The 23,670-nt window shown below is 69.4% G+C and carries 27 protein-coding genes and 1 tRNA gene; 17 read left to right on the top strand and 11 right to left on the bottom strand.

Annotated features, from left to right (window positions below):
• The first annotated feature begins 4 nt into the window (after positions 1-4).
• Positions 5-1,327, top strand: coding sequence for a folylpolyglutamate synthase/dihydrofolate synthase family protein (locus ACE3TU_RS02145; RefSeq protein ID WP_374619628.1), 1,323 nt, complete (start codon positions 5-7; stop codon positions 1,325-1,327).
• A gap of 35 nt (positions 1,328-1,362) precedes the next feature.
• On the opposite strand, the gene ACE3TU_RS02140 is transcribed toward ACE3TU_RS02145, so the two are convergent.
• The gene (locus tag ACE3TU_RS02140) at positions 1,363-2,391 is read right to left on the bottom strand and encodes an aldo/keto reductase (RefSeq protein WP_374619625.1); all 1,029 of its coding nucleotides are present in this window, start codon (positions 2,389-2,391) and stop codon (positions 1,363-1,365) included.
• A gap of 62 nt (positions 2,392-2,453) precedes the next feature.
• Here ACE3TU_RS02140 and ACE3TU_RS02135 point away from each other — a divergent pair, with 62 nt between their 5' ends.
• Both ACE3TU_RS02135 and ACE3TU_RS02130 read left to right on the top strand, forming a co-directional pair.
• Positions 2,454-3,455 (top strand): rhodanese-related sulfurtransferase, encoded by a 1,002-nt coding sequence (locus ACE3TU_RS02135; RefSeq protein WP_374619619.1) that lies wholly within the window; start codon positions 2,454-2,456, stop codon positions 3,453-3,455.
• Between the two features lie 288 nt (positions 3,456-3,743).
• Positions 3,744-4,658 (top strand): LysR family transcriptional regulator, encoded by a 915-nt coding sequence (locus tag ACE3TU_RS02130; protein ID WP_374619616.1) that lies wholly within the window; start codon positions 3,744-3,746, stop codon positions 4,656-4,658.
• A gap of 6 nt (positions 4,659-4,664) precedes the next feature.
• Here ACE3TU_RS02130 and ACE3TU_RS02125 read toward each other — a convergent pair whose 3' ends face one another.
• Positions 4,665-5,711, bottom strand: a complete 1,047-nt coding sequence (locus ACE3TU_RS02125; RefSeq protein WP_374619613.1) for a sodium:calcium antiporter — start codon at positions 5,709-5,711, stop codon at positions 4,665-4,667.
• Between the two features lie 252 nt (positions 5,712-5,963).
• Between ACE3TU_RS02125 and ACE3TU_RS02120 the strand changes: the two genes are divergently transcribed.
• Positions 5,964-7,277, top strand: a complete 1,314-nt coding sequence (locus ACE3TU_RS02120) for a phenylacetate--CoA ligase family protein (protein WP_374619611.1) — start codon at positions 5,964-5,966, stop codon at positions 7,275-7,277.
• Here the strand turns inward: ACE3TU_RS02120 and ACE3TU_RS02115 are convergent, their stop codons facing one another.
• The 3 genes from ACE3TU_RS02115 to ACE3TU_RS02105 form a co-directional block, all read right to left on the bottom strand.
• Entirely contained in the window at positions 7,278-8,186 is a 909-nt protein-coding gene (locus tag ACE3TU_RS02115; protein ID WP_374619608.1) for a hypothetical protein, read from the bottom strand. It lies immediately after the preceding gene.
• A gap of 132 nt (positions 8,187-8,318) precedes the next feature.
• Positions 8,319-9,302: an iron exporter MbfA gene (gene mbfA / locus ACE3TU_RS02110; protein WP_374619606.1), complete on the bottom strand. Its 984-nt coding sequence runs from the start codon at positions 9,300-9,302 to the stop codon at positions 8,319-8,321.
• A 35-nt stretch (positions 9,303-9,337) separates the two neighbouring features.
• A complete protein-coding gene (locus tag ACE3TU_RS02105; RefSeq protein WP_374619603.1) occupies positions 9,338-10,270 on the bottom strand; it encodes a LysR substrate-binding domain-containing protein in 933 nt (310 codons plus the stop codon).
• A 99-nt stretch (positions 10,271-10,369) separates the two neighbouring features.
• On the opposite strand from ACE3TU_RS02105, the gene ACE3TU_RS02100 reads away from it, so the two are divergent.
• Together ACE3TU_RS02100 and ACE3TU_RS02095 are read left to right on the top strand one after the other, a co-directional pair.
• A complete protein-coding gene (locus ACE3TU_RS02100; RefSeq protein ID WP_374619600.1) occupies positions 10,370-10,540 on the top strand; it encodes a hypothetical protein in 171 nt (56 codons plus the stop codon).
• Between the two features lie 109 nt (positions 10,541-10,649).
• Entirely contained in the window at positions 10,650-10,982 is a 333-nt protein-coding gene (locus ACE3TU_RS02095; protein ID WP_374619598.1) for a hypothetical protein, read from the top strand.
• Positions 10,983-11,014: 32 nt separating this feature from the next.
• On the opposite strand, the gene ACE3TU_RS02090 is transcribed toward ACE3TU_RS02095, so the two are convergent.
• A complete protein-coding gene (locus ACE3TU_RS02090) occupies positions 11,015-11,485 on the bottom strand; it encodes a DUF1203 domain-containing protein (protein WP_374619595.1) in 471 nt (156 codons plus the stop codon).
• Between the two features lie 180 nt (positions 11,486-11,665).
• On the opposite strand from ACE3TU_RS02090, the gene lepA reads away from it, so the two are divergent.
• Together lepA and ACE3TU_RS02080 are read left to right on the top strand one after the other, a co-directional pair.
• Positions 11,666-13,471: a translation elongation factor 4 gene (gene lepA / locus ACE3TU_RS02085; RefSeq protein WP_374619592.1), complete on the top strand. Its 1,806-nt coding sequence runs from the start codon at positions 11,666-11,668 to the stop codon at positions 13,469-13,471.
• 562 nt (positions 13,472-14,033) lie between these two features.
• A complete protein-coding gene (locus ACE3TU_RS02080) occupies positions 14,034-14,522 on the top strand; it encodes a Crp/Fnr family transcriptional regulator (RefSeq protein ID WP_374619589.1) in 489 nt (162 codons plus the stop codon).
• Between the two features lie 2 nt (positions 14,523-14,524).
• Here the strand turns inward: ACE3TU_RS02080 and ACE3TU_RS02075 are convergent, their stop codons facing one another.
• Together ACE3TU_RS02075 and ACE3TU_RS02070 are read right to left on the bottom strand one after the other, a co-directional pair.
• On the bottom strand, positions 14,525-15,406 hold the full coding sequence (locus tag ACE3TU_RS02075; protein ID WP_374619586.1) for an NAD-dependent epimerase/dehydratase family protein: 882 nt from the start codon (positions 15,404-15,406) through the stop codon (positions 14,525-14,527).
• Between the two features lie 70 nt (positions 15,407-15,476).
• Positions 15,477-16,448, bottom strand: a complete 972-nt coding sequence (locus tag ACE3TU_RS02070) for a heparan-alpha-glucosaminide N-acetyltransferase (RefSeq protein WP_374619583.1) — start codon at positions 16,446-16,448, stop codon at positions 15,477-15,479.
• Between the two features lie 158 nt (positions 16,449-16,606).
• On the opposite strand from ACE3TU_RS02070, the gene ACE3TU_RS02065 reads away from it, so the two are divergent.
• The 7 genes from ACE3TU_RS02065 (at position 16,607) to ACE3TU_RS02035 (ending at position 20,433) form a co-directional block, all read left to right on the top strand.
• Complete coding sequence (locus tag ACE3TU_RS02065) at positions 16,607-17,032, top strand: Crp/Fnr family transcriptional regulator (RefSeq protein ID WP_374619581.1); 426 nt, start codon at positions 16,607-16,609, stop codon at positions 17,030-17,032.
• 12 nt (positions 17,033-17,044) lie between these two features.
• Positions 17,045-17,479 carry a Crp/Fnr family transcriptional regulator gene (locus tag ACE3TU_RS02060; RefSeq protein WP_374619578.1) on the top strand — a complete coding sequence of 145 codons (435 nt, stop codon included), beginning with the start codon at positions 17,045-17,047 and terminating at the stop codon, positions 17,477-17,479.
• Complete coding sequence (locus ACE3TU_RS02055) at positions 17,476-17,808, top strand: SelT/SelW/SelH family protein (protein ID WP_374619575.1); 333 nt, start codon at positions 17,476-17,478, stop codon at positions 17,806-17,808. Before ACE3TU_RS02060 ends, ACE3TU_RS02055 begins: the two co-directional genes overlap by 4 nt.
• Positions 17,809-17,892: 84 nt before the next feature.
• Positions 17,893-18,690 carry a substrate-binding periplasmic protein gene (locus tag ACE3TU_RS02050; RefSeq protein WP_374619572.1) on the top strand — a complete coding sequence of 266 codons (798 nt, stop codon included), beginning with the start codon at positions 17,893-17,895 and terminating at the stop codon, positions 18,688-18,690.
• A gap of 45 nt (positions 18,691-18,735) precedes the next feature.
• A complete protein-coding gene (locus ACE3TU_RS02045) occupies positions 18,736-19,548 on the top strand; it encodes an amino acid ABC transporter permease (RefSeq protein ID WP_374619570.1) in 813 nt (270 codons plus the stop codon).
• Positions 19,549-19,615: 67 nt separating this feature from the next.
• The gene (locus ACE3TU_RS02040; protein ID WP_374619567.1) at positions 19,616-20,131 is read left to right on the top strand and encodes a CreA family protein; all 516 of its coding nucleotides are present in this window, start codon (positions 19,616-19,618) and stop codon (positions 20,129-20,131) included.
• Between the two features lie 104 nt (positions 20,132-20,235).
• Positions 20,236-20,433, top strand: coding sequence for a hypothetical protein (locus ACE3TU_RS02035; protein ID WP_374619564.1), 198 nt, complete (start codon positions 20,236-20,238; stop codon positions 20,431-20,433).
• A 15-nt stretch (positions 20,434-20,448) separates the two neighbouring features.
• Here the strand turns inward: ACE3TU_RS02035 and ACE3TU_RS02030 are convergent, their stop codons facing one another.
• A complete protein-coding gene (locus tag ACE3TU_RS02030; protein ID WP_374619563.1) occupies positions 20,449-20,715 on the bottom strand; it encodes a hypothetical protein in 267 nt (88 codons plus the stop codon).
• 117 nt (positions 20,716-20,832) lie between these two features.
• Here ACE3TU_RS02030 and ACE3TU_RS02025 point away from each other — a divergent pair, with 117 nt between their 5' ends.
• On the top strand, positions 20,833-22,629 hold the full coding sequence (locus ACE3TU_RS02025) for a hypothetical protein (RefSeq protein ID WP_374619560.1): 1,797 nt from the start codon (positions 20,833-20,835) through the stop codon (positions 22,627-22,629).
• Here the strand turns inward: ACE3TU_RS02025 and ACE3TU_RS02020 are convergent.
• Both ACE3TU_RS02020 and ACE3TU_RS02015 read right to left on the bottom strand, forming a co-directional pair.
• Entirely contained in the window at positions 22,624-22,995 is a 372-nt protein-coding gene (locus ACE3TU_RS02020; protein ID WP_374619557.1) for an MmcQ/YjbR family DNA-binding protein, read from the bottom strand. The genes ACE3TU_RS02025 and ACE3TU_RS02020 overlap by 6 nt on opposite strands.
• Positions 22,982-23,305, bottom strand: a complete 324-nt coding sequence (locus tag ACE3TU_RS02015; protein WP_374619554.1) for a hypothetical protein — start codon at positions 23,303-23,305, stop codon at positions 22,982-22,984. Before ACE3TU_RS02015 ends, ACE3TU_RS02020 begins: the two co-directional genes overlap by 14 nt.
• Positions 23,306-23,557: 252 nt before the next feature.
• On the opposite strand from ACE3TU_RS02015, the gene ACE3TU_RS02010 reads away from it, so the two are divergent.
• Positions 23,558-23,647 (top strand) — tRNA-Ser (locus ACE3TU_RS02010).
• Positions 23,648-23,670 lie beyond the last annotated feature (23 nt).

The following is a 23,670-nucleotide window of genomic DNA, read 5'->3' as shown; positions in this document are numbered from 1 at the left end:
CGCCGTGCTGCTGTTCGAGAACCTCGTCCCCGTGTCCCGCACCGACGCCATCCTCCGGCGCCTCCTGGCGCTGCATCCCAAGCTGATCGACCTGAGCCTCGAGCGCATCGAGCGCCTGCTCGGCAAGATCGGCCACCCCGAGGCAATCCTGCCGCCGGTGATCCACGTCGCCGGTACCAATGGCAAGGGCTCGACCGTCGCCTATCTGCGCGCCTTTCTGGAGGCCGCCGGCAAGCGCGTGCATGTGATGACCTCGCCGCACCTGGTGCGCTTCAACGAGCGGATCAGGCTGGCCGGCAGGCTGGTCTCCTCACGCAGACTGAACCGGGCGCTGGAATTCTGCGAGGCGGCCAATGGCGGCGACCCGATCACCTTCTTCGAGATCACCACGGCGGCGGCCTTCAAGCTCTATGCCGAGGTCGAGGCCGACTATCTGCTGCTCGAAACCGGCATGGGCGGCACCTATGATGCCTCCAACGTGGTGCAGCATCCGCTCGGCGTGATCATCACACCGGTCGACCTCGACCACCAGGCTTTCCTCGGCAACACCGTGGCCGAGATCGCGGTCAGCAAGGCCGGTATCCTCAAGCGTGGCGCCAAGGCGGTGTTCGCCCGGCAGCGCGACGAGGGCCGCGACGTGCTGGTGCGGGCGGCGGCCCGGCTGGGGATTCGCCCGGTGATCGCCGGCGAGGACTTCGAGGGCCACGCCGAAAACGGCCGCCTCATCTATTCGGACGAGCACGGCCTGCTGGATCTGCCCCCACCGGCACTGGCCGGCCCGCACCAGTTCGACAATGCCGCGGTGGCGATCGCCGCGGTGCGGCATTTCGGCCTGCCCATCAGCGAGGCCGATATCGCGAGAGGCCTGCGCGAGGTGAACTGGCCGGCCCGATTGCAGCCGGTCACCGGTACGCTGCTGCAGCTTTTGCCGGCAGGATCGGAGCTCTGGCTCGACGGCGGGCACAATGCCCACGGCGCGGCGGCCCTCTCCGTGGCGCTCGACGAGATGCAGGCGCGCCGGCCGCTGCCGCTGGTGATCGTCATGGGGCTGATGAACACCCGCAAGCCGTCGGACTTCCTCGGTCCGTTCGCCGGCAAGGTGCAGAAGCTCTTCGCCCTCACCATCCCCGGCGAGCCCAATGCCCACCCGGCGCCGGTGATCGTCGAGCAGGCCCGGGCCGCGGGCTTCGACGCGGTCCAGTCCCGCTCCATCCTCAGCGCCCTGGCCGGCGCTGCGGCGCCGGGCGCCGCGGTCCGGGTGGTGTTCGCCGGCTCGCTGTACCTCGCCGGCCACGTGCTGCACCAGAACGGCACGCCGCCGACCTGACACGAGGGGTGTGGCCTTGCCGCCCTACCGACCCGCTACCGCCCGGGGCGACCGTTGACCAGCCCGCCCGCCGCCGCCGCATCGATCGCGGCGACCTCGCCGTCTTCGAGCGCGAGATTGTCGAGCACACCGAGGCAGTCCTTGAGCTGCTCCAGCGTGCGAACCCCGATCAGCGCCGAGGTCATCTCCTTGCGCCGCAGCACCCAGGCGAGCGCCAGCTGCACCAGCGACTGCCGGCGAGCCCTGGCAATCTCGCCCAGCTGCTCGACCGCCTCCAGCACCCGCGATTCGAGTCGGCCGGCATTGAGCGAGTAGTTCTCGGCGGCGCGGGTGCCGGCGAGGTCACCCTGCAGCCGGTTGTACTTGCCGCTCAGGATGCCCTGCTGAAGCGGCGAGAAAGCGATGATGCCGATCCCCAGCTCGCCGCACGCCCCGATGGTGTCGTCGTCCTCGATCCAGCGGTTGAGGATCGAATAGCTCGGCTGGTGGATCAGGCAGGGGACCCCCATCTGGGCGAGAATCCGGTGCGCCTCGCGCGTCTGGGCCTCGGGATAGGACGAGATGCCGACATAGAGGGCCTTGCCCTGCCGATGCAGTTGCGCCAGCGCCCCCATGGTTTCCTCGAGCGGGGTCGCAGGATCGTAGCGGTGCGAGTAGAAGATATCGACATAGTCGAGCCCCATGCGCCTGAGGCTCTGGTCGGCCGAGGCGATCAGGTACTTGCGCGAGCCGAAATTGCCGTAGGGACCCGGCCACATTTCCCAGCCAGCCTTGCTCGAAATGATCATCTCGTCGCGATAGGGGCGGAAATCGCGCGCCATCATGTCGCCGAACAGCTCTTCGGCGGCGCCGGGCGGCGGCCCGTAATTGTTGGCGAGGTCGAAATGGGTGACGCCCTTGTCGAAGGCGTAGGAGAGGATCTCGAAGGCGGAGGGGTAGTCGCGCGTGCCGCCGAAGTTCTGCCACAGGCCCAGCGAGATCACCGGGAGCCGGAGCCCGGAGCGGCCACAATAGCGATACTGCATGCCGCCGCCATAGCGTGCGTCACTGGCCCGATAGGTCATGCTGGTCTCCTGATTGCTCCGATTTGCCGGTTGCGCCCGGCGGATGCTACACCGGCCCGGCCATGACCGAGCCCGCTGAAATCGCCGCCAAACTGCCTCAAAGCCCGGGTCCCTACAAGGTTCTGGCGCTGTACAAATTCGCCGCCCTGCCCGATTGCGCCGCGCTGAAGCCCGAACTGGCGCAGTTCTGCTGTGCAAGGCGGATTCGCGGCACCTTCATTCTTGCGCCGGAGGGGATCAACGGTACGGTTGCCGGCACCCCCGCGGCCATCGACGAACTGATGGCATGGTTCCGGTCGGCTGCACTTTGGGCTGGCCGCCTCGACGGCGCCGAAGCGAAGCTCTCGTCCGCCACAAGCCTGCCGTTCCACCGCATGAAGGTGCGGCTCAAGCCCGAAATCGTCACTCTGCGCGCCCCCGAGGCCAACCCGGCGCTGGCCGTCGGCACCTATGTCGAGCCCGCCGACTGGAACAGCCTGATCGCCCGCAACGACGTCACCCTGATCGACACGCGCAACGACTACGAATTCCGCCTCGGCAGCTTCGGCAATGCCCGCGACCCCGCGACACACTCCTTCACCCAGTTCAAGGACTATGTCGCCAGCCTCGATCCGGCCCGCCACCCGAAGGTCGCCATGTTCTGCACCGGCGGCATCCGCTGCGAAAAGGCCTCGAGCTACATGCTGTCGAAGGGATTCAAGGAGGTGTTCCATTTGAAGGGCGGCATACTGAAATACCTCGAGACCGTCCCCGAGGCCGAAAGCCGCTTCCATGGCGAGTGCTTCGTCTTCGACGAGCGCGTCGCCGTCACCCACGGACTCCGGCAGGGCGAGGCGCTGCTCTGCCGGGCCTGCCGGAAGCCAATGCGCCCCGACGAAGCGGTTGGCAACCTCTGCCCCGCCTGCGCCGCCGCAACGCCGCAGGGCGTGCTCGAACGCGAACGGCAGATGGCGCTGGCGAGGGCCCGCGGCGATGCGCATCTGGGCGACGATGCGGCGGAGGCGGCGGCACGGAACAAGGCCGCGAAACGCGAACGACGGGAAGCATCGCGGAACAAAGCCTGACGCGCGGCCGGTGTGCATCGCACCCACCCTTGATCCTTCCCCTCAAGAGGGCAACGCAAATGGCTTTGGCAGCAGTCGGGCCTCCCTTCTCCCCTTGAGGGGGAAGGCAGACGACTCAACCGCCGGTGCCGGGCTGCGGCTCCTGCCTCTTCGAGGGGGAGGATGGCTGGGGGTGTGCAGCGGCCCGGATGCCTCAGTCCCCCTTGCACCACGCCCCGCCATCAGCCTATCCAATGGATAGTCCGTATTCCGCCCCGCCCAGCCCCCTCGCATAAGCCACTTCGATTCATGGACCTCGACCAGATCAGAACCTTCGACCGCATCGCGCAGGACCTGAGCTTCACCAGGGCGGCGGCGCGGCTCAACGTCACCCAGGCCACGGTGTCGATGCGGATGCGGGCGCTCGAGGACCTGCTCGGGGTGCCGCTGTTCCACCGCGGCCGCACGATCAGCCTGACCGACCAGGGGATGACCTTCCTGCCCTATGCGCGCCGCATCCTGTCGGCCGCGCAGGAGGCGAAGGAGGCGCTGCGCCGGGTCGAGCGCGGCCGCGTCTCGATCGGTTCGCTCAGGAGTCTCGTCTCGCCGCTGATCACCGAGTCGCTGCTGCGCTTCCAGACGAAATACCCCTCGGTCGACGTGGTAATCAACGAGGGGCGGCAGAACCAGATCGCCGCCATGCTGCGCGAGCGCGAGATCGAACTGGGCATCCTGTGCTGGCCCAATCTCGACCCGCTGATCACCGATCTCGAGCCGCTGCTCGTCATGCGCGAGCGCGTGCCGATGGTCACTACTCCGGCGATCGCTGCGGAACTCGGGCCGGGCCCGCGGATGGACGACGTGCTGAAGCGCGTGCCGCGGCTGATCTCGATCAACTGGTGGCAGGTCTATCCGGATGCGGCGCTGGCGCTGTTCAGGCGCGCGCCGGTCTCGGTGGAACTGCCCACCGGGCCCGCCCGCCGCATCGCCATCAAGGGCGAGGGGGTGGGCTTCTTCGTCCACTCGGCGGTTCGGGACGATATCGCCGAGGGGCGGCTCGCCGAGATCGTGCCGTCGGACGTCGACCCGGTGCACCGCGACATCGCCATGGTGGTCCGCAACGCCGGGGTGCTGGAGCGCGCCATGCTGGCCGATTTCGCCGCCGAGATCGCTGCCGAGTGCGGCAGGGTCGGAACCGTGCTCGAGTCGCGTCTCCCGGGATGACGGGCGCTACAGCCGGGTGAGAAGGGCCACGCCGGCGAGGAACAGGACGACGACGACCAGCGCATCGTAGCCCATATGCAGGACCGTGCGGTTGCGCCGCTCCAGAAGGCCGACGAGGAAGACACCGATGAGCATGGCGCCGAGCAGGGCAGAAATGACCTCGAAGCGGCCCAACTCATTGACCACCGGGCCGCCCGAGAAGGCGATATCGGCGACGAGGATCATCGCAATATTGACGAGATTGGTGCCCAGCACCTGGCCAAAGGCCAGTTCGAAGCGGCGACGGCGCAGGGCTTCGACCATGGTGCTCAACTCCGGCATCGAGGTGACGGCCCCGATGAGCAGGAAGCCGACGAGCCCGCTGCCGAGACCCGTCTGCCGGGCAATCGCCTCACCCATGTGGGAGAGCACGATTCCGGCAACGAAGATCACCGCGCCGCTCGCGGCGATGGCGAGCACCAGCCGCCGCACCGAGCGCCCGTGCGCCGCTGCGCCGCCGGCCTCGTCCTCGACGGGCGCGACGCCGGGCTGCAGCACGCCCCAGGGGCTGCGCGCGCCGTAGCCGGCGGCAAGCCAGAAGGCGCCGATGGCGACCAGCGCGATCACCAGCCCCCAGGCGCCGACCCCGAAGACCGGCACGTCGCCGGTGACGACGGCAACCGCCACCAGGACGCGCACCAGCATGCCGAGCACGCTCAGCATCAAGGTGGAGGGTTTGGCCACCACCGCGGTGAGTGCCTCGCGGCCGACCAGCGCATCGCTGAGCGCGAGCAGGAAGATGGTGATCGAGGCAGCGCCGAGCAGATTGTTGACCGCCAGCGCCGGATCGCCGAGCACCGACGCGGTGACGGCGTTGGCGAGTTCGGGCAGCGAGGTGATCGCCCCCAGCAGCAGCATGCCGGCGAAGGCCTGCCCCATGCCGGTACGGCTGCTGAGCTGGTCGACAAAGCCGGTGAGGCGCGTGCCGCCGACCCACACCACCGCCGCCGCGACGGCGAAAGCGACGAGGTTGAGCCACAGCGGGTAGGTGTGGGCGTCCGAGAGGAACGGCATCGCTGGCGGTCGCGTCACCACGTGAAGGAAGAAGCGGGACGGAGGTCCGCGGAAGGGTACCTTGGCAAGCGCGCGCCGCGGCCACAAGCGGATATCGACCGGTGCCGCAACAGGGCGTGGACCGCGGCGCGGAATCCTGCCGCCTTGCCGAACGCCTTTCGGCCGCATTGCGGTCACGATGCTGAACGGCTCAATCGCCGCGGGGAGGGCATGGACTTGCCGCCACGCTGCCGTCGCCGCCATACTGGGCGCATGAAGCCCGCCGACCTGCAGCGCCAGTTCTTCGAGATGCTGATGGAGAGCCAGTACTGGCCGCCGGCGACGCTGGTCGACTACCAGCGGAGCCAGCTGGCGCAGTTGCTGCACCACGCCAGACGGCATGTCCCCTTCTACGAGAAGCGGCTCGACCCGGTGTTCACGGCGGGCGGCGACATCGACTGGGACCGCTGGCACGAGATCCCCATCGTCACCCGAACCGACATGGCGGAGCATCGCGAAGCCATGCTGGCAAGCGAGTTGCCACCCGGCCACGGCGCGACCGGGACCGTCGAGACCTCGGGCTCCACCGGACGGCCGATCCGGATCACCACCAACCGGCTGACCGTCATTGCCGCCAATGCCAATCGCTGGCGGGCGCATGGCTGGTCCGGCCTCGACTGGTCGGCGGTCTATACGGCCCGCGATGGCGACAGCGCGGCGGCGGCCTGGCCCGACGGACAGCCGCTCGGACCGTGGGGCCCGGGCTGGCTTGCCGAAGCGGGACGGGGCCGGGCGTTCCGGATCAACCGGGAGGCCAGCAACGAGCAGCTGCTCGAGTTTCTCGCCCGCACCGGCAGCCGCTACTTTTCGACCGGGCCCAAGACGCTGCACATCCTCGCCCTTCTGGCCCTGCGCACCGGCGCGACGCTCAGGCTCGACTGCGCGATGACGCATGGCGAGCGGCTGACCGAGGCCGACCGGCTGGCGATCCGGCGCGGCCTCGGCGCCCGGACCATGGAGACCTACAGCTCGAAGGAGGCGGGCCAGATCGCGCATCCCTGCGAGCGGCAGGCCGGACTGCACGTCCACGCCGAGAGCGCCCTGGTCGAGATCGTCGACGCGGCGGGGCGGCCAGTGCCGGAGGGGCAGAGCGGACGGGTGATCGTCACCCCGTTCGTCAGCACGGCGCAGCCGCTGATCCGCTACGAACAGGGAGATTTCGCCCGCTTCGGGCCGCCCTGCGGCTGTGGACGCGGCCTGCCGGTGCTGGCCGGCATCGAGGGGCGCAGCCTCGCCATCTTCACTCATCCCGATGGCCGGCAGGCGGTGGGGATGATGCAGGAGGCGGCGCGGGACATGCTCGACTGCAGCCTGTGGCAGTTCGCCCAGGTCGGCCCGCGCGCCTTCGAGGCCCGCTACGTGCCGCGCGGCGCTGGCGCCAGCATCGATGCGGACGGGGTGCGCGAGATGTTCCGCCGCATGTTCTTCGCCGACGCCGAACTGACGCTGGTGCCGGTCGCGGACATCCGTCCGGCACCGAGCGGCAAATACCTCGAATACGTCAACGAGTGGTCGGCCAGTCCCTGATCAGTCCGGGATCGGCATGCAGCCTTCGCCCTCGATCCACTCTTCCACACCGATGATGCAGCCCTCGCCGTCCACCAGCGGCCCCTCTTCCGCCTCGGCGAAGATGAGGTCGCCGGCGCCGCCGAACAGGTCGAGCGCGCGGTTCGGCGGATCGTCCTCGCGGTGGCGGTCGATCAGGCTCTTGTCCGGGGCGCCGAAGTAGCCCTTGATGCCGATCTTGGCGGAGAAGGCGCCGGTATCGTAGGCGCGCAGTTCACCCGTGCCGGAGAACGGCATGCCGAAATCGGCGAACTGGTACTCGGTTGCCAAGCGCAGCGATTCGCGCCCCAGCACCGAGGCGCCGCCGACGCTCAGGCGCCAGTCGTCGGTCGGATACCAGGCGATGTCGCCGATGACGAAGATGCCGCTCTCGTCGGTCAGCAGGGCGTCCTCGTATTCGAGCGCGGCCCAGCCGGCCCAACCCTCGAGGCTGAGGCGATCGAGGTAGAGCTCGGCCTCGGGGCCGATGCCGGCCAGCCAGGCGCCCTCGGCCACGACGATGCCGGCGGTGACGCCGAGCAGGTAGGAGGAAGGATCGCGGGTGAATGCATGGAGCGCCCCGCTCACCGCCCAGTCCGCGCCGATGCTGCCGATCGCGGCATCGGCCTGGATGCCGAACATGTCGCCCACGGGCAGCGACACCGAGCCCGCCGCCCGGAAGGTGGCGTTCGCGGGATCGGTGACCATGCCCAGATCGAGTTCGAGCTTGCCGTTCGGCCCCGAGACCGCCGGCAGCACGAAGTCGATGTCCTGGTCGGATACCGGTTCGGGCGACAGAATCAGCAGGTCCGCGGCAACCGCGGCAAAACTCAGCGGCAAGGAGAATACGCTGGCCAGCAGCGTCGCCTTGCTCAAGCGCAGTATCGACATGATCGAAATCCCCAGCCTGCGGCCGATTCTGCATCCGCCGAACAATATCGGCAAGATGTTCGCCGGCCTTGTGCCCGCATTTCGTCCGCGGATGTTGCCGAAGGGCCGCAGCGGCGGCGCTGATGGCCGCGATCAGGCGCTGCCGATCAGGATTCCCGCGGCGAATACCAGCGCCCCGCCGAGCACCACCTGCAGCACCGGCCGCCAGAACGGGGTCTGCATGTAGCGCTGCTGGATGAAGGCGATGGCCCACAGTTCCACCACCACGACGAGGCCGGCGACCAGGGTGGCGATCCAGAAATCGTGGATCAGGTAGGGCAGCGCATGGCCGAGCCCGCCCACCGTCGTCATCACCCCAGCGGCGAGGCCGCGCTTGACCGGCGAACCGCGCCCGGTGAGCTTGCCGTCATCGGACGCCGCCTCGGTGAAGCCCATCGAGATGCCGGCGCCGACCGCGGCGGCGAGGCCGACGAGAAAGGTCTGCCAGGTATCGCCGGTGGCAAACGCGGCGGCAAAGACCGGCGCCAGCGTCGAGACCGAGCCATCCATCAGCCCGGCCAGGCCCGGCTGCACGTAGGTGAGGACGAACTGGCGGTGTTCCTCGCTCTTTTCGGACGCCCGCTCCTCGGGGCCGAGCGCGGCGCTCTCCAGCCGGTCGGCCAGATCGGCGTGCTTGCGCTCGTCGGCGGCGAGATCGCCGAGCAGCTTGCGAACCGCCACGTCGGTGGTGCGGGCCGCCGCCACCTGGTAGAAGCGCACCGCTCCCTCTTCCATTTCCCAGGCCAGCTGGCGCACCTGCTCGAGGCTCATCGCCTGCATCAGCCAGATCGGCTTGCGGCTGATGAAGCCGCGCACATGCTCGCGGCGGATCGGCACCAGCCGCGGCCCGAACTTGTCGGTATAGAGGTCGAGCAGGCGCCGCCGGTGCTCGTCCTCCTCGGCGGCCATGCCTTCGAACACTCTGGCCGAGGCCGGATAGGTGCCGCTGAGCCGGGTGGCGATCTCGGCATAGATGGCGCCGTCCTCCTCCTCCGCGGCTACGGCGAGGGAGAGGATTTCGCGCTCGTCGAGGCTCTCGAAGTCGCGGCGACCCTGGTGGAGAAGTCGTGTCAGCATGGCAGCTTGGCCCCCTAGATTAGAACTATTCTAATCTAGAGCCTCACGTCCGGCAAGCGCCTCCGCTTCACCTGCGCCACGTAGCCATCGGCCGAATCCGGCACCTCGGCGCGCAGCCAGTCGCGGAACAGGCGGGTCTTCCTGGGCTCCCGCCGCCCTTCGCGGATGACGAACCAGTAGCCCATGTCGCTGTCGAGTGAGAGCGCGAAAGGCCGCCGGAGCCGGCCGTCGCTCACCGCATCGGCCGACATCATGTCGACCGCCAGCAGCACGCCCTGTTCGGAAATGGCCGCGTCGAACGCCAGCGCCGGATCGTCGTAGCGGGGCCCGGCGATTTCGGGTGGCGCGATGCCGGCCGCCGCCGACCAGTCCGACCAGCTGAGCATCGAGGCGGTATCGCGGATGATCGGCACCCGGGCAAGGTCGGCCGGCGTTGCGAGCAGCGCCGCGAGCGGCGGCGCCGCGACCGGGCTGTAGCGCGCGCCGCCGATCCGCACGGCCCGCACCCCGGGCCAGTTGCCGCGCCCGAAGCGGATCGAACAGTCGATGTCCGAATGCACGAGATCGATCATCTGCCCGGTCACCACCAGCCGCACCTCGATCTCGGGATGGAGCGCAGAGAACTTGCCCAGCCGCCAGACCAGCCAGCGCGAGGCGAAGACGCTGCCCACGGTGAGTGTCAGCACGTGCTCGTCGCCCTGCCGCAGCATGGCGAGCGCATCGGCCAGCTGGGCGAAGCCGGCACTCAGCTGCGGCAGGATCTGGCGCAGCGCCGGGGTCGGCCGGAGGCCCTGCGGCGTCCGCTCGAACAGCTCGTGCCCGAGCCGCTCCTCGGCGCGGCGCAGGTGCTGGCTCACCGCCCCGGGCGTCACGCCCAGTTCCTCGGCGGCCGGCGCCAGAGCGCCGCGACGCGCGACAATCTCGATGGCGCGGACGGCGTTGAGGGGGATGGGGAACGGGCTCGCCATGTAGATAATCTAAAGTGCTCGCCAGCTCTTGTCGATTGTCGAATGCAGCCGAGCAGAAGGATAACACAGCCCATGCAAGCCCGGAAAGGAGAACCTGCCATGCACAAAATCTTCACCTGGATCCGCCGCCTCCTGGCAGAGATCACCACCGCGAACCGCATCGATCCCGATCCGGTCAGCACGATGAGCCCGCGCGACCTGGCCGATCTGCCCGTCTGGCATCCGTGCTGCGAGGACGGAGCTCCGACCGGGCCACTCAGGAGCCGTTAACCAACTGGCGCAATTGGCTTTTCTGTCAGGCCGCATTCAGTTCCGGTTCACGGCGTCGGCACGATGCTCTGCCTCACACGCCGCCAAGCCGGCCCCGAGGAGATCACCGATGCGTCACGTCCTGCCCGTACTGGCCCTCGTCGCCAGCCTGTTCGCCGCCCCCGGCCTGCCGGCCCTCGCCGCCGACAGCGAGTTCCATATCTGCCCCGACAATGCCGAGGCGCGGGTCAGCCACACCGGCAGCTCGGCGTGGATCGCCACCACGCAGTCCTCGCGTCCGCGCGAACTCAGGATCGAGATCATCGGCCGTAATCCGGCGCTGGTCTGCGTCTACCGCATGTTCGGCACCGACTACTGGATCTACCGCTATCCGTCGGCGCACCATCCCAACTGCACCGTCAGCTCGGAAGGCGGCACGCGCGGATTCTACTGCCTGCGCTGAGGGCTCGCCGCCGACCGGCGGCCCCGCGAGGCTCAGGCCCGGTCGATGCGCAGGGTGAAGCAGTTGTTCGCCGCCGATCGCAGGTGGAGGTAGGCGACGTCCGGCCGGGAGAGCAGATCGGCCGCTTCCGCCGCGATGTCCGCATTGGCCACCACCCGCCCGGTGCCGTAGACGATGCGGTCGTCGAGGCCGTAGCCGCGCAGGATGCGCCCGCCGCCCTGCCGCTCGCGCGGCGGGAGCCCATCGGCGGGCACCCAGGCCGGGCAGGGCTCGGCATGCAGGAAGACCGGTCCGACCTCGGCATAGGGCTGCGGCCGCGGAAACGGACGATAGGCGAGTACGAGGTAGGGCTCGCCCGCCGCGACGAGGCCGAGGCAGTGCCGGCACGGTACCCCGTCGCCATCGGAGACGTGTCGCTCCGGCGGCTGGCCGTTGGCATCGAGGGCGCCGGCGCGGTAGGCGGCGGCAAGGGTGCTGGGCATTCCGGAACAGGCAAGGCGCATGGCGGTCTCCGAGGGTCGGGTTGCGACCGGCATCAAGCACGACCCGCCAGGGCGCGGCGACCCGGTTCCGACGGCCGGGACGACGCGCCTTAACCGCCGATAAACCATCTACCCCGGGGGGCGCGGCTCTGCTATCAGCCGGGCAAGCGGCGCCTCTGCGCGCGAACCCCCGGAAGATGCATGGCCGTTCCCCTCGATCACATCCGCAATTTCTCCATCGTCGCCCATATCGACCACGGCAAGTCGACGCTGGCCGACCGCCTGATCCAGATGACCGGCGGGCTCGAGGCGCGCGAGATGAAGGAGCAGGTGCTCGATTCGATGGATATCGAGCGCGAGCGCGGCATCACCATCAAGGCGCAGACGGTGCGGCTCAACTATCGCGCGCAGAACGGGGAGGACTATGTCCTCAACCTGATCGACACGCCGGGCCATGTCGACTTCGCCTATGAAGTGAACCGCTCGCTCGCCGCCGTCGAGGGCTCGCTGCTGGTGGTGGATGCGAGCCAGGGCGTCGAAGCACAGACGCTCGCCAATGTCTATCACGCCATGGAGGTCGACCACGAGATCGTCCCCGTGCTCAACAAGGTGGACCTGCCCGCTGCCGACGTGCCGCGCGTCAAGCAGCAGATCGAGGACGTGATCGGACTCGATGCCTCGGATGCGCTGGAGATCAGCGCCAAGACCGGGCTCGGCATCGACACCGTGCTCGAGGCGATCGTGCATCGCCTGCCGGCCCCGAAGGGCGACATCGCCGCGCCGCTGAAGGCACTGCTGGTCGACAGCTGGTACGACACCTACCTGGGCGTCGTGGTGCTGATCCGCGTCATCGACGGCACCGTCCGCAAGGGCCAGAAGATCCGGATGATGAATGCCGGCGCCACCTACGAACTCGACCGGGTCGGCGTGTTCACCCCCAAGCTGGTCGACGTGACCGAGCTGGGGCCGGGCGAGATCGGCTTCTTCACCGCCTCGATCAAGCAGGTGGCCGACACCAATGTCGGCGACACCATCACCGACGACCGGCGCCCTACCGCCGCCGCGCTCGCCGGCTTCCGGCCGGCCCAGCCGGTGGTGTTCTGCGGGCTGTTCCCGGTCGATGCCTCCGACTTCGAGGCGCTGCGCGAGGCGATGGGCAAGCTCAGGCTCAACGATGCCTCGTTCAGCTTCGAGATGGAGACCTCGGCCGCCCTCGGCTTCGGCTTCCGCTGCGGGTTCCTGGGGTTGCTGCATCTCGAGATCATCCAGGAGCGGCTGGCGCGCGAGTTCGACCTCGACCTGATCGCCACCGCCCCGAGCGTCGTCTACGAGGTGGAGCTCACCTCGGGCGAGCAGCTCATGCTGCACAACCCGGCGGACCTGCCCGAGGTCACCCGGATCGAGCAGATCCGCGAGCCGTGGATCAAGGCGACCATCCTGACGCCCGACGAGTACCTGGGCTCGATCCTCAAGCTCTGCCAGGACCGGCGCGGCATCCAGCGCAACATGACCTATGTCGGCAACCGGGCGATGATCGAATACGACCTGCCGCTCAACGAGGTGGTGTTCGACTTCTACGACCGGCTGAAATCGATGTCGAAGGGCTATGCCAGCTTCGACTACACGCTGGCCGACCACCGCGAGGGCGACCTGGTCAAGCTCTCGATCCTTGTCAATTCCGAGCCGGTCGACGCGCTCTCGATGCTGGTGCACCGCACCGCCGCCGAAAGCCGCGGCCGGCAGATGTGCGAAAAGCTCAAGGAACTGATCCCCCCGCACCTGTTCGTCATCCCCATCCAGGCGGCAATCGGCGGCAAGATCATCGCGCGCGAAACGGTGCGGGCGCTCAGGAAGGACGTGACGGCCAAGTGCTATGGCGGCGACGCCACGCGCAAGCGCAAGCTGCTCGAAAAGCAGAAGGCCGGCAAGAAGCGCATGCGCCAGTTCGGCAGCGTGGAAATCCCGCAGGAGGCGTTCATCGAAGCGCTGAAGATGGGCGACGAGTAGCCGGCGGCCCGCACCGACGGCGCGGGCACTTGTCGCGATCAGTGCTTGAAGCAGTGCTCCCGATGCCAGCGGAGGAACTCCGGATGCGGCCGGTCGCGGGCTGCATCGAGTCACGGCAGCGCTGCGGCCGACAAGCGGGTGTTACCGGATGCCCGTCGGCTGTCGTGGGACAGGACGGGCATCCGGCTCGGCCTCCGGACCTCACGATCGATTTGGGAATGCAGTCGGGGGAACGGAAGCGTACTGGTCGAATACTGCAACACTGCCGACAGCTGAATATCAAGCACAGGATCGGATGTCGAATATATTCGACGTTCGACGTAACCGCCGACTAGATCGGCGCGCAACCGGCGATCACGGGCTACTCACGACGTCGTTACTGTCGCACTGCTTGGCGCGGGAATGCGGGCCACCTCGTCGGGACTGGCTCCGGCGCCGGAAGCAGGCCCTCGGGGCGCCCGCGGCCCGTGCCGGGTGGAGCTTGCGGTCGGATTCGGGGCGGCTGGCAACACCGTCCGGCAGCGGCTATGCTTGAGGCGATCGAACCCGGGAGCATCTCAACGTGGCCAGCATCCTGCCCCTCGTCCAGTCCCAGCCCAGTCGGGCGCTGCGCGCCGGCGAACGGCTGATCAGCGAAGGCGATTTCTCCGGCGAGATCTACGTGCTCGAGCATGGCCGGCTGCTGGTCGAGCGCAATGGCATCACCATCGCCCGTATCGAGGAACCCGGCGCGCTGATCGGGGAGATGTCGGTGCTGCTGGGCACCGACCATACCGCCGACGTCACCGCCGAGAGCGCCGCCACGGTCCGGGTGATCGAGGACGCGATCGGCTTTCTCGAGCGCACGCCGCTGGTGGCGCTGCACGTCGCCACGCTCGCCTGCGCCCGGCTCGACGCCACCTCGGCGCTGCTCGTCGAACTGCGCAAGCAGGCGGCGGAGCGGCATGAGGAGCAGGGCGTGTTCGGGCGCATCCTGCAGGCCCTCACCAATCCGCCGCCGCCGGCGCCGCCGCGGCGCGGTCCGCGCGTCACGCAGCTGCTGCACGAATAGGGTCAGTCCGTCCCGGCCAGGCCCGCCCACACATCGTCCTGCGGGACATAGCCGATCCAGCGGCGGGCCTCGTCGAGGTCCCAGGCCATGCCGGTATTGGCCGAGACGCCGTTGACGACGATGGCGGGGCCGGGCCAGGCGCGGGTCTCCGCCGTCAGCGCCGCCTCGAGCAGGCGCCGGAAGTCGCCGTCCGACAGCCACATGTTGCGGAACCAGGTGAGGTCGCGGCGCTGGTCGGCCTCGGGCTGGCCGTGCCAGGCCTGGGGCGGCCCGCCGCCCGAGCCGAGCAGGGTCGCCGGCCGGTTCTCGCCGCGCTGGCAGTAGCCGATGCGCAGCGACACCCCGCTCAGCAGCCCCCCGGAAGCGGCCGCCATCGCCCCGACGACGCGCTCGCCGAGGAGCTTGGAGGCCCCGTAGGCGGCGCCGCGGCTATAGGCACCTCCACCCAGAAAGAAGCGCGTCCCGGCCCTGGGCTCGGTGCCCATGCGGAGCTTGCCGTCGCCGGGGATCGGCAGGTCCTTGTAGCCACCCATGGCATGGTTGGAGGAGGCGAAGATGAAGCGGCAGGGCCGCCGGCGCCCGGCATGGGCGAGCAGGTTTGCCGTCATGTCGATGGCGGCTGTGGCAGACGCCCAGCTCGAGGCCGGGGCCGGATCGAGGGTGGCGAAGTGCACCACGGCGTCGGCGGCCTCGACGAGCGCGATCCAGCGCTGATCGTTCGGATCGCGCAGGTCGGCGACGATCGAGCCGTGCCGGCTGCCCTCGGGCCGGGGCCGGATGTCGATGCCGGTGGCCCCGCTGCACCAGGGCGCCGCTTCGAGCAGCGGCCACAGCTTGCTTCCCAGCGTCCCCGCAGCACCCGTCACCACGATCTGCATCAGCATAGTCCTCCTCGATGTCGGCCCCGCCTATAGCACCGACGGGCAGCGGAACTGAACCCCGCGACGGCAGTCCTCACCGCGCCATCGCAGTGCAGAGGCGCGCCAGCGCATCGACCTGCCGCTGCTCCTCGGCGGTGCGCGCCGGGGCGTCGATCACCGCCCAGAGGCCGTTCTGCTCGACCTGTTCGAGCGCACAGGCGCAATAACGCTCACAGCGGCCGGCATCGCCGTCCGTCGCCCTGCAGCTGGCGCCGCAGCTGAGCAGGAACGCGTCGGCGGTCGACGGCACCGGCGGCGCCAGCGCCGGGGCCTGCAGCTGCATCAGGCCATAGAGCGCCGCGATGATCAGCGGCTGGTGCACGAGATATACCGGCAGGCTCCAGCGACCGATGACGGCAATGCCGCGCGCCACGGGCTGCCCGGTGCGGAAGCCGGCGAGGCGGACCCAGAGCGGGGTGCCGCGCACGAGGCCGGTCAGCGCGGCGCCGATCAGCACCACGCCGAACCAGGGAAAGACCGGCACCACGTCGCTGGTCGGAGGGGACACCGGCCAGAAGCCGATCCAGCCCAGCTCCCGGCTGGAGAACACCGGGTCGGAGATGGCGAACGAGACAGCCAGCACGCCGAGCCCGACGGCGAGGATCGCCGGAGGCGGCAGGCGCAGCAGCGGCAGCGCGGCCAGCGAGAAGACGGCGATGGCGTGCAGCACGCCGAAGAACACGAAATAGTCGGGGAACATCCAGTAGGTCCCGGCGGTGACAAGCAGCGCCGCGGCCACGAGGAGCGCGAAGCGCCGCCAGAACGCCCGCCAGCGGATCGCGCCGCGATGGGCGAGCATCAGGCCGGCCCCGACCAGCAGCAGAAAGCTCGAGAGAATCGCCTTCTGGAACAGTACCCAGCCCGGCGCGACGGTCACATCGACGGAACTGTAGCCGAAATAGTAGAGGTCCCAGGCGATGTGAAAGACGATCATGGCGAGGATGGCCAGCCCGCGCATCAGGTCGAGCCACTGGTAGCGCGCCCCTGGCGCCGGTTTCGCGATCACGCCGAACCCCTCCGTCGGGCCGCGCCGACCATAGCGATCCGCCGCCGGCGCTCAAGCACGGCCACAGCCCATCCCCCGCTTTCGCGCGCCGCAGCGGCGCTTACCAAGCGCCGCAACCTCGGCTAGCATCGCGGCAGCACGAACCGGACCGCCCCTCCATGCAGCACATTCTCGAAGCCGCCAAGTCGCTGCCGCTGTTCAAGCTGGGGCCGCGGGCCGTGGTGTTTTCCGAAGGCAGCAGCACCGGGCGGCTGTACATCCTCAAATCCGGCGATCTCGAAGTGGTGCGCCAGGGCAGTTCGGTCGCCGGCATCGCCGAACCCGGCTCGGTTGTGGGCGACATGGCGGTGCTGCTCGGGCAGCCGCACACGGCCACGGTGAGGACGCGGAACGGCGCCGAACTCTACGTCGCCGAGGATGCCGATCGCTTCCTCGACGAGCATCCCGCGGTGGCGCGGCACCTTGCCCGCGAACTGGCGGTGCGGCTGCACAAGACCACGGCGCTGCTCGTCGACCTGCGCCAGCAGGCCAAGGCACGCGAGGACCGCGACATGTTCGACCGGATTTTCGATCTTCTCAAATAGCGGAGCATGCGAGTGGCCGACAACCAGGGCTGGCTGAAGTTCGATTTCTATCCCGCCGGCGCGGAGCTGATCCGACAGGGCGGCCGCACCGGATCGCTGATCGTGCTGAAGGAAGGCGAGGTGGAGGTGCTGCGCGACGGCAGGTTCGTCTCGTCCATCCGCCAGCCCGGCGCGATCTTCGGGGAAATGAGCGTGCTGCTCGATCGCCCGCACAGCGCCACGGTTCGGGCGGTGACGGACGTGCAACTCTATGTCATCGCCGATGCGCTCAACGTGCTCGAGGCGCACCCCGCCTGGCTGCTGCAGATCGCCCGGCTGCTGGCGCAGCGCGTCAACACCACCACCGCGCAGCTGGTGACGCTCAAGCAGGAACAGCTCGAGGCGGAGGAGGATGTACTGATCCTGCCCAGCGCGGTGTTCTCGAGCTGGGCGGATCCACAGGTATGAGCGAGCGCCCGCACCTCGCCATCACCTATTGCACGCAGTGCAACTGGCTGCTCCGGGCCGCCTGGATGGCGCAGGAAGTGCTCTCGACCTTCAGCCTCGAACTGGGCGAGGTGAGCCTCAGGCCGGGAACCGGCGGCATTTTCGAAATCCATATCGACGGCGAGCTGGTGTGGGAGCGCAAGCGCGATGGTGGCTTTCCCGATGCGCGGCAGCTCAAGCAGCTGGTGCGCGACCGCATCGATCCGGGCCGCGACCTCGGTCACGTCGACCGGCCGCGTGGCCCGGCGGCGGGACACGGGGGGACCGGGAACCGCCCAGAATCCGGTTGAGAGAGCCGCAGGAACACGCATATTGTCCGCCGCAATGCCGGGCCCGGAGTTCGTCCGGCGCAACCTTCGGGAGATCGCCGACTCATGAAATCGCTTCTGACCGCAATCGCCGCGCCGCTGCTGGTGCTCGGCCTCGCCCTTCCCGCCGCAGCGCAGGGATTGCCCGACCTGGGCGGTCGCACCATCCGGGCCGTTACCGAGAATGCCTACTATCCGCTGAACTTCGCCGACCCCAAGACCGGCGAGGGCATCGGCCTCGAGTACGACCTGATCAACGAGATCGCCACGCGCCTCAACGCCAAGGTCGAGTGGAACCTGTCCGCCTGGGACGTGATGATCGAAGCGGTGCGGACCGGCCAGTTCGACGTCGGGGCCGACGGCATCACCATCAATGCCGAGCGCGAGGAGCAGATCGACTTCACCGCGCCGTTCATCACGGTGGAGCAGTATTTCCTCGTGCGCGCCGACGAGGCCCGCATCACCGGCATCCAAAGCTTCAAGGACGACACCGGCCTGCTGTTCGGCGCCCAGTCGGGCACCTCGGCCTTCTATACCGCCATCTACGACGTGCTCGACGGCGACGAGGCCAATCCGCGGGTCAAGCTGTTCGACACCTTCGGGGCCTCGGTGCAGGCGCTGAAATCGGGCGACGTCGACGCGGTGATCGCCGACCAGGCGGCATCGGCCGGCTATATCGGCGCCGATCCGGGCGCCTTCAAGCAGGTCGGCGAGCCGATCAAGTCCGAGCCGCTGGGGCTGATCCTGACGCCGGGCTCCGACCTCGTGGCGCCGTTCAACGCGGCACTCGATGCGATGCGGGCCGACGGTTCGCTCGATGCTCTGATCAAGAAGTGGTTCTTCGACTACGGCCAGAACGGCTGACGACGCAGCGAGGCGGGCGCGGCATGGTCGCGCCTGCTCCCCCGCATGGCCCGCCCCTTCCGCTCATCGCCAGCATCCCGGTTTCCGTGGTGGCTGCTCGCCATCGCGCTGCTCGGCCTCACCACCCTGTGGGCCATCGTCGCGGACGCCGGCTATGCCGAAATCTTCGCAACCCTCAGCAAGGGCATGCTCACGACCCTGTGGGTGACGTTCGTCGCCTTCGGCGCCGCGGCGCTGCTCGGTCTCGCCATTGCCCTCGCCCGCACCTCGGGCCGCGCCTGGCTCGAGCAGGTCGCGACCTTCTATATCGAGATCATCCGCGGCATCCCCATCCTCGTGGCGCTGTTCTACGTCGCCTTCGTGGGGGCGCCGGCCATGGTGGTCGCGGCGAACTGGCTGGCCGGCCCGCTGATCGAGGCCGGCCTCGTCGCCCCGGTGACGGTGCGGGGCTTCGACTTCACGCTGCGCGCCATCGTCGCGCTCACGGTGTGCTACTCGGCCTTCATCGCCGAAATCTTCCGGGCCGGCATCGAGGCGGTGGACCGCGGCCAGATCGAAGCGGCGCGGGCCCTCGGACTCAACCGCTGGAACACCTTCCGGCACATCGTCTGGCCGCAGGCGCTGAGGACCATCCTGCCGCCGCTGGGCAATGATTTCGTCTCGATGATCAAGGATTCCGCGCTGGTCTCGGCGCTGGGCGTGCAGGACATCACGCAGCTGGGCAAGGTCTACTCCTCGGGCAGCTTCAAGTTCTTCGAGACCTACAACGTGGTGGCCTTCCTCTATCTGAGCATGACCATCTCGCTGTCGCTGCTGGTCCGGCTGCTGGAGCGGCGGCTCAAACTATCCGAGCGCTGACGCTTGCGTGAGGGACGGGCGGTCCCCACATCACGCCCGTCGTCAAACCCAACCCCGGATGCCCGCCATGCTCAAGCGCCTCGCCTCGATCGGCCTTGCCCTCGTTCTCGCCGGCGGGCTCGCGGCCTGCGGCAACAACACGGCCACCAATGTGGGCAGCGTCGGGGTCGACTGGACCGGCAACGACATCGCCATCGAGGCGGTGCCCGACCCGGAGGTGGCCGGTGTGGTGTGCCACGTCGCCTATTTCAACCGCAGCCTGATCGACCGCCTGCAGCAGGGCAACTGGTTCGAGGACCCGTCCTACTCGGCGGTCGACTGCAGCGCGCAGGGGCCGATCACGGTGGGCGACATCAGCCTCGCCAAGGGGGGCGAGGAAATCTTCAAGCAGTCGCGCTCGCTGATCTGGAAGAGCCTCAGGGTGAGCCGCATCTACGATGCGGAGAACAACGCGCTGGTCTATCTGGCGCATGCCCGCGAACTGCAGCTGGGCTCGGGCAAGATGAGCCTGTCGGTGGTCCCGCTCAACGGCGCCGACGTCACCTGGAGCAAGGGCGCGCCGGCCGGCGCAGGCGGGGTATAGATCGGCGCAGTTTGAGGCAATGGCCACGGATCGGCGCAACCGGACCCTAAGGGCGCGCGCGCGACAAGCAGGTCGACTGACCGGCACCCGTGGGAGGCTTTGCGATGGAAACCTGGCTACCGCTGCTGCAGCAGCACGCCGCCGTGCTGTTCGCCTCGCTGATCCTGATCGTCTCGCTGTTCCTCATCGCCCGCGTGGCGAGGGTCAGGCAGCCGCTCGCACTGGCGCTGGCCCTGGCCCCGATGGCCTTTGCGCTGGCATTCGACCAGGCCATCGTGCCGGCCGCGGCCAGCCTGATCTGAGCTGCGGCGCGGCGCTCAGGCGGTGCCGCGCAGCGCCCGGTTGATGGCGCCGAGCAGCATGATGATGCGCCCCAGGCCCATCAGCACGATGCCGCCGACAAACGGCCCGAGCGCCCATGACAGGGCCCGCGCCGCGTCGCCGAGCGCGACGAACAGGTTGGCGTTCGGCCCATCGAGCGCGGTCATGACCGCCTGCACCAGCGGCGGTGCGCTGTAGCCGACCATGGCGACGGTCACGAGCGCGGCGATCAGTCCGATGACGTAAAGTAGCCCAGCAATCATCTTGCCCCCCTTGGCAATAGCTAACGAACAGTAAATGGGGGCCTCCGCCCTTCGTCAACCACAGGCTTCAGTCGTTCTTAAGCGCCCCCGGCTAAGTCTGGGGCGAAAGGACGAGGGATGACGGCAAAAGGCAGTTCAGTCGATTGGCGCGTGCTGCTGGCGTGCCTGGCGCTGGCCGTCGTGCTGCTGGGGCTGCGCGAGGCGACCGATGCCGCCCCGCTGCTCGCCGATACCGACGATGCCATGCGCCTCGTCGAGGTTCGCGACCTGCTCGCCGGGCAGGGCTGGTACGACCTGATGCAGTATCGCCTCGATACCCCGTTCGGCGTGCTGATGCACTGGTCGCGCCTCGCCGACCTGCCGATCGCCGGGCTGATCGTGTCCGCCCGGTCGCTGCTCGGGGGGCCGGGGTCCGAGATGCTGGCGGCCTGGCTCTACCCGCTGGGACTGCTGCTCGTGGCGCTGTGGCTCTCCGGCCGGATCGCGGTGCGGCTGGCCGGCGGCGCGGCGGCGCTACCGGGCATGCTGCTGTTCGCCTTCTCGGTGGTGACGTTTGCCGACTTCGCCCCGGGGCGCCTCGACCACCACGCGATGCAGCTGGTGCTGCTGCTGGCGCTCGCCGACCTCACCCTCGGCGCGCTGTCCCGGCCCCGCCTGGGCCTCGCCGCCGGCGTCGTGGCCGCCGTGGGGCTGGCGGTCGGCCTCGAGAGCCTTCCCGGCCTATTGGCGGCGGTCGGATCGCTCGGCCTCGCCTGGGTGCTGGACGAAAGGCACGGACGGGCGCTGCGCGGGTTCGGCATCGGCCTCGCAACGGGTGCCTCGGCGCTGTTTGCGGCGACCGTGCCGCCGGAGCGCTGGCTGGTCCCCGCCTGCGATGCGCTGTCGATCGTCACCGTTGCCGCCGGCATCGGGACGGGCGCGCTCTTCGTCCTGCTGTCGCTGCTGCGCCTCAGGACCGCGTCCTTGCGCCTGCCGGCCGGCATCGCGGCGGCCGCCGTGCTGGTTGCCGCCCTGGCACTGGCCTTCCCGGAATGCCGCGCCGGCCCCTATGGAGGGCTCGATCCCTGGCTGGTCAGTCACTGGCTCAGCCGGGTGGAGGAGGCGCAGCCGGCGCTGGCGCTGCTGGCCGACAGACCCGACTTCGTCCTCGCGGCCGGACTGCCGACGCTGCTCGGACTGGGCTTCGCGCTGTGGGCCGCGGCGATGCGACCCAGGGCCGAGCTGGCGCGCTGGCTGAGCATGGCGCTGTTCCTGCTCTTGGCGCTGCTGGTGATGCTGCTGCAGGCGCGCGCCGCCCGCATCGGGGCCAGCCTCGCGCCGTCGGTCGGCGCGGCGCTCATCGCCACGGCGCGGACGGGGTGGCAGCACGAGCGTCGCCCGCTCGCCCTCTTGGCGCTGGTCGGCGGCTGGATCGGCTTTGCCGGCATGGTGCTGACCCTGCTGGCCAGCCCCCTCGCCGGCGCCCCCGCTGCGTCCGGTGCGCCGGCCGGGCTCGCCGCCGGCGGTCTCGACGCCGCGGACTGCTTCAGACCGCAGGCCTATGCCGGCCTCGCCGCCCTGCCCCCCGGCCGCGTCATGGCGCCGCTCGACCTCGGTGCGCACCTGCTGGCGTTCACCGGCCACGCGGTGGTGGGGGCGCCCTATCACCGGGCCGAGGCCGGGCTGCGCGACACGCTGCGCTTCTTTGCCGGCCCGGCCGAGGAGGCGCGCGCGATCGCCCGGCACCGCGGCCTCGACTGGCTGGTGCTCTGCCCGGCGCTGGCCGCCGGCGGGGTGCCGCCCGATGTCGGGCCGGAGGCGGGCCCGGAGGCGCTGGGCCGCCGCCTCGCGCGTGAGGACCTGCCGGACTGGCTCAGCGAGCGCAGCCTGCCGGGCTCGCCGCTGCACCTCTTCGCCATCGCGCCCGGCTCATAGGCCGAGTTCGGCGCGCAGCCTTTGCGTCAGCCTCGCCGCGATCAGCCGGTGCGACTCGCGCAGGTAGTCGGCCAGTTCGGCCTCGCCCAGGGCGCCGGGAGCGACGCTGACCCACTGGCCCCGGGCAAAGTACGGGGCCTGCGCGATGCCCGGCAGATCGGTGAGCCCGGCGAAGGAGAGCGCCGACACCTTGAAGGCGACGGCGCCGCCGCCGCGGCCGAGCAGCGCGAAGACCTTGCCGCCGACCTTGGCGACATGGCTCTCCCACTGCTCGACGAGGCCGGTGCCCGGCAGGCCGGCGACGAAGGCCGCAAAACCGTCGGGGTCGTGAAGGCCCAGGCGATCGGGGGCGCTAGAGCTGGTCATGGCGCACGAATACCCGGGTGCGGCGCGATCGCCCCGCCCAGGCGAGCAGCACGCCCGGAACGGCGAGCACCACCCAGCCGGGCAGCGACAGGATGACCTCCACCGTCGCCGCGATCACCGGCCCGAACAGGCGCGACTGGACGAACTGCCGCGCCGCCGCGAGGCTGTCGGCGTGCAGCCAGGTCCAGGCATCGCCGAACGCCGTCACCAGCAAGCCGTTGGCACCCAGCGAGCGGGTGCCGTCGATGATCAAGAGAATGAGGGCCAGCCCGACGAGCCAGGTGCCCAGCAGCCTTACCACGAACCGCATCGGCCGTTCCGTTTCAGTCCTTCGTCCCGGCACAGGCCGGCGCGCCCTCCCTCCTTGTGCCATGCCGCGACGGGCCTCGACAAGCAGCGCGCGACCATCGCCGGGGGCACACCGCACCGGTTCGCCGCAAACAGCTTGCGGCCTCGCCTTTCCTGAGTATATTGCGCCGCGCCTGAGGGACGGTAGACCGCCCTCCCCCCCGACCCACGGGTCGGCAGGCGAGCGCACCGAGTTCGCCCGGTGGGCGCGAGCGGAGAGATGGCCGAGTGGTCGAAGGCGCACGCCTGGAAAGTGTGTAGGCGGGGAACCGTCTCAAGGGTTCGAATCCCTTTCTCTCCGCCACTTCTCCGATGAGCATCGGAAGC

This window comes from Devosia sp. (genome assembly GCF_041917035.1).
Taxonomy (GTDB): Bacteria; Pseudomonadota; Alphaproteobacteria; order Rhizobiales; family Devosiaceae; genus Devosia_A.
The sequence above is the reverse complement of the archived record's forward strand: the minus strand, read 5'-3'. Positions and strand labels throughout refer to the sequence as shown.

Coding starts and splice junctions, on each gene's coding strand:
- ACE3TU_RS02140 (WP_374619625.1), bottom strand. CDS start 2,391: ATGACCTATCGGGCCAGTGACGCACGCTATGGCGGCGGCATGCAGTAT.
- ACE3TU_RS02135 (WP_374619619.1), top strand. CDS start 2,454: ATGACCGAGCCCGCTGAAATCGCCGCCAAACTGCCTCAAAGCCCGGGT.
- ACE3TU_RS02130 (WP_374619616.1), top strand. CDS start 3,744: ATGGACCTCGACCAGATCAGAACCTTCGACCGCATCGCGCAGGACCTG.
- ACE3TU_RS02125 (WP_374619613.1), bottom strand. CDS start 5,711: ATGCCGTTCCTCTCGGACGCCCACACCTACCCGCTGTGGCTCAACCTC.
- ACE3TU_RS02120 (WP_374619611.1), top strand. CDS start 5,964: ATGAAGCCCGCCGACCTGCAGCGCCAGTTCTTCGAGATGCTGATGGAG.
- ACE3TU_RS02115 (WP_374619608.1), bottom strand. CDS start 8,186: ATGTCGATACTGCGCTTGAGCAAGGCGACGCTGCTGGCCAGCGTATTC.
- mbfA (WP_374619606.1), bottom strand. CDS start 9,302: ATGCTGACACGACTTCTCCACCAGGGTCGCCGCGACTTCGAGAGCCTC.
- ACE3TU_RS02105 (WP_374619603.1), bottom strand. CDS start 10,270: ATGGCGAGCCCGTTCCCCATCCCCCTCAACGCCGTCCGCGCCATCGAG.
- ACE3TU_RS02100 (WP_374619600.1), top strand. CDS start 10,370: ATGCACAAAATCTTCACCTGGATCCGCCGCCTCCTGGCAGAGATCACC.
- ACE3TU_RS02095 (WP_374619598.1), top strand. CDS start 10,650: ATGCGTCACGTCCTGCCCGTACTGGCCCTCGTCGCCAGCCTGTTCGCC.
- ACE3TU_RS02090 (WP_374619595.1), bottom strand. CDS start 11,485: ATGCGCCTTGCCTGTTCCGGAATGCCCAGCACCCTTGCCGCCGCCTAC.
- lepA (WP_374619592.1), top strand. CDS start 11,666: ATGGCCGTTCCCCTCGATCACATCCGCAATTTCTCCATCGTCGCCCAT.
- ACE3TU_RS02075 (WP_374619586.1), bottom strand. CDS start 15,406: ATGCTGATGCAGATCGTGGTGACGGGTGCTGCGGGGACGCTGGGAAGC.
- ACE3TU_RS02065 (WP_374619581.1), top strand. CDS start 16,607: ATGCAGCACATTCTCGAAGCCGCCAAGTCGCTGCCGCTGTTCAAGCTG.
- ACE3TU_RS02055 (WP_374619575.1), top strand. CDS start 17,476: ATGAGCGAGCGCCCGCACCTCGCCATCACCTATTGCACGCAGTGCAAC.
- ACE3TU_RS02050 (WP_374619572.1), top strand. CDS start 17,893: ATGAAATCGCTTCTGACCGCAATCGCCGCGCCGCTGCTGGTGCTCGGC.
- ACE3TU_RS02045 (WP_374619570.1), top strand. CDS start 18,736: ATGGCCCGCCCCTTCCGCTCATCGCCAGCATCCCGGTTTCCGTGGTGG.
- ACE3TU_RS02040 (WP_374619567.1), top strand. CDS start 19,616: ATGCTCAAGCGCCTCGCCTCGATCGGCCTTGCCCTCGTTCTCGCCGGC.
- ACE3TU_RS02035 (WP_374619564.1), top strand. CDS start 20,236: ATGGAAACCTGGCTACCGCTGCTGCAGCAGCACGCCGCCGTGCTGTTC.
- ACE3TU_RS02030 (WP_374619563.1), bottom strand. CDS start 20,715: ATGATTGCTGGGCTACTTTACGTCATCGGACTGATCGCCGCGCTCGTG.
- ACE3TU_RS02025 (WP_374619560.1), top strand. CDS start 20,833: ATGACGGCAAAAGGCAGTTCAGTCGATTGGCGCGTGCTGCTGGCGTGC.
- ACE3TU_RS02020 (WP_374619557.1), bottom strand. CDS start 22,995: ATGACCAGCTCTAGCGCCCCCGATCGCCTGGGCCTTCACGACCCCGAC.
- ACE3TU_RS02015 (WP_374619554.1), bottom strand. CDS start 23,305: ATGCGGTTCGTGGTAAGGCTGCTGGGCACCTGGCTCGTCGGGCTGGCC.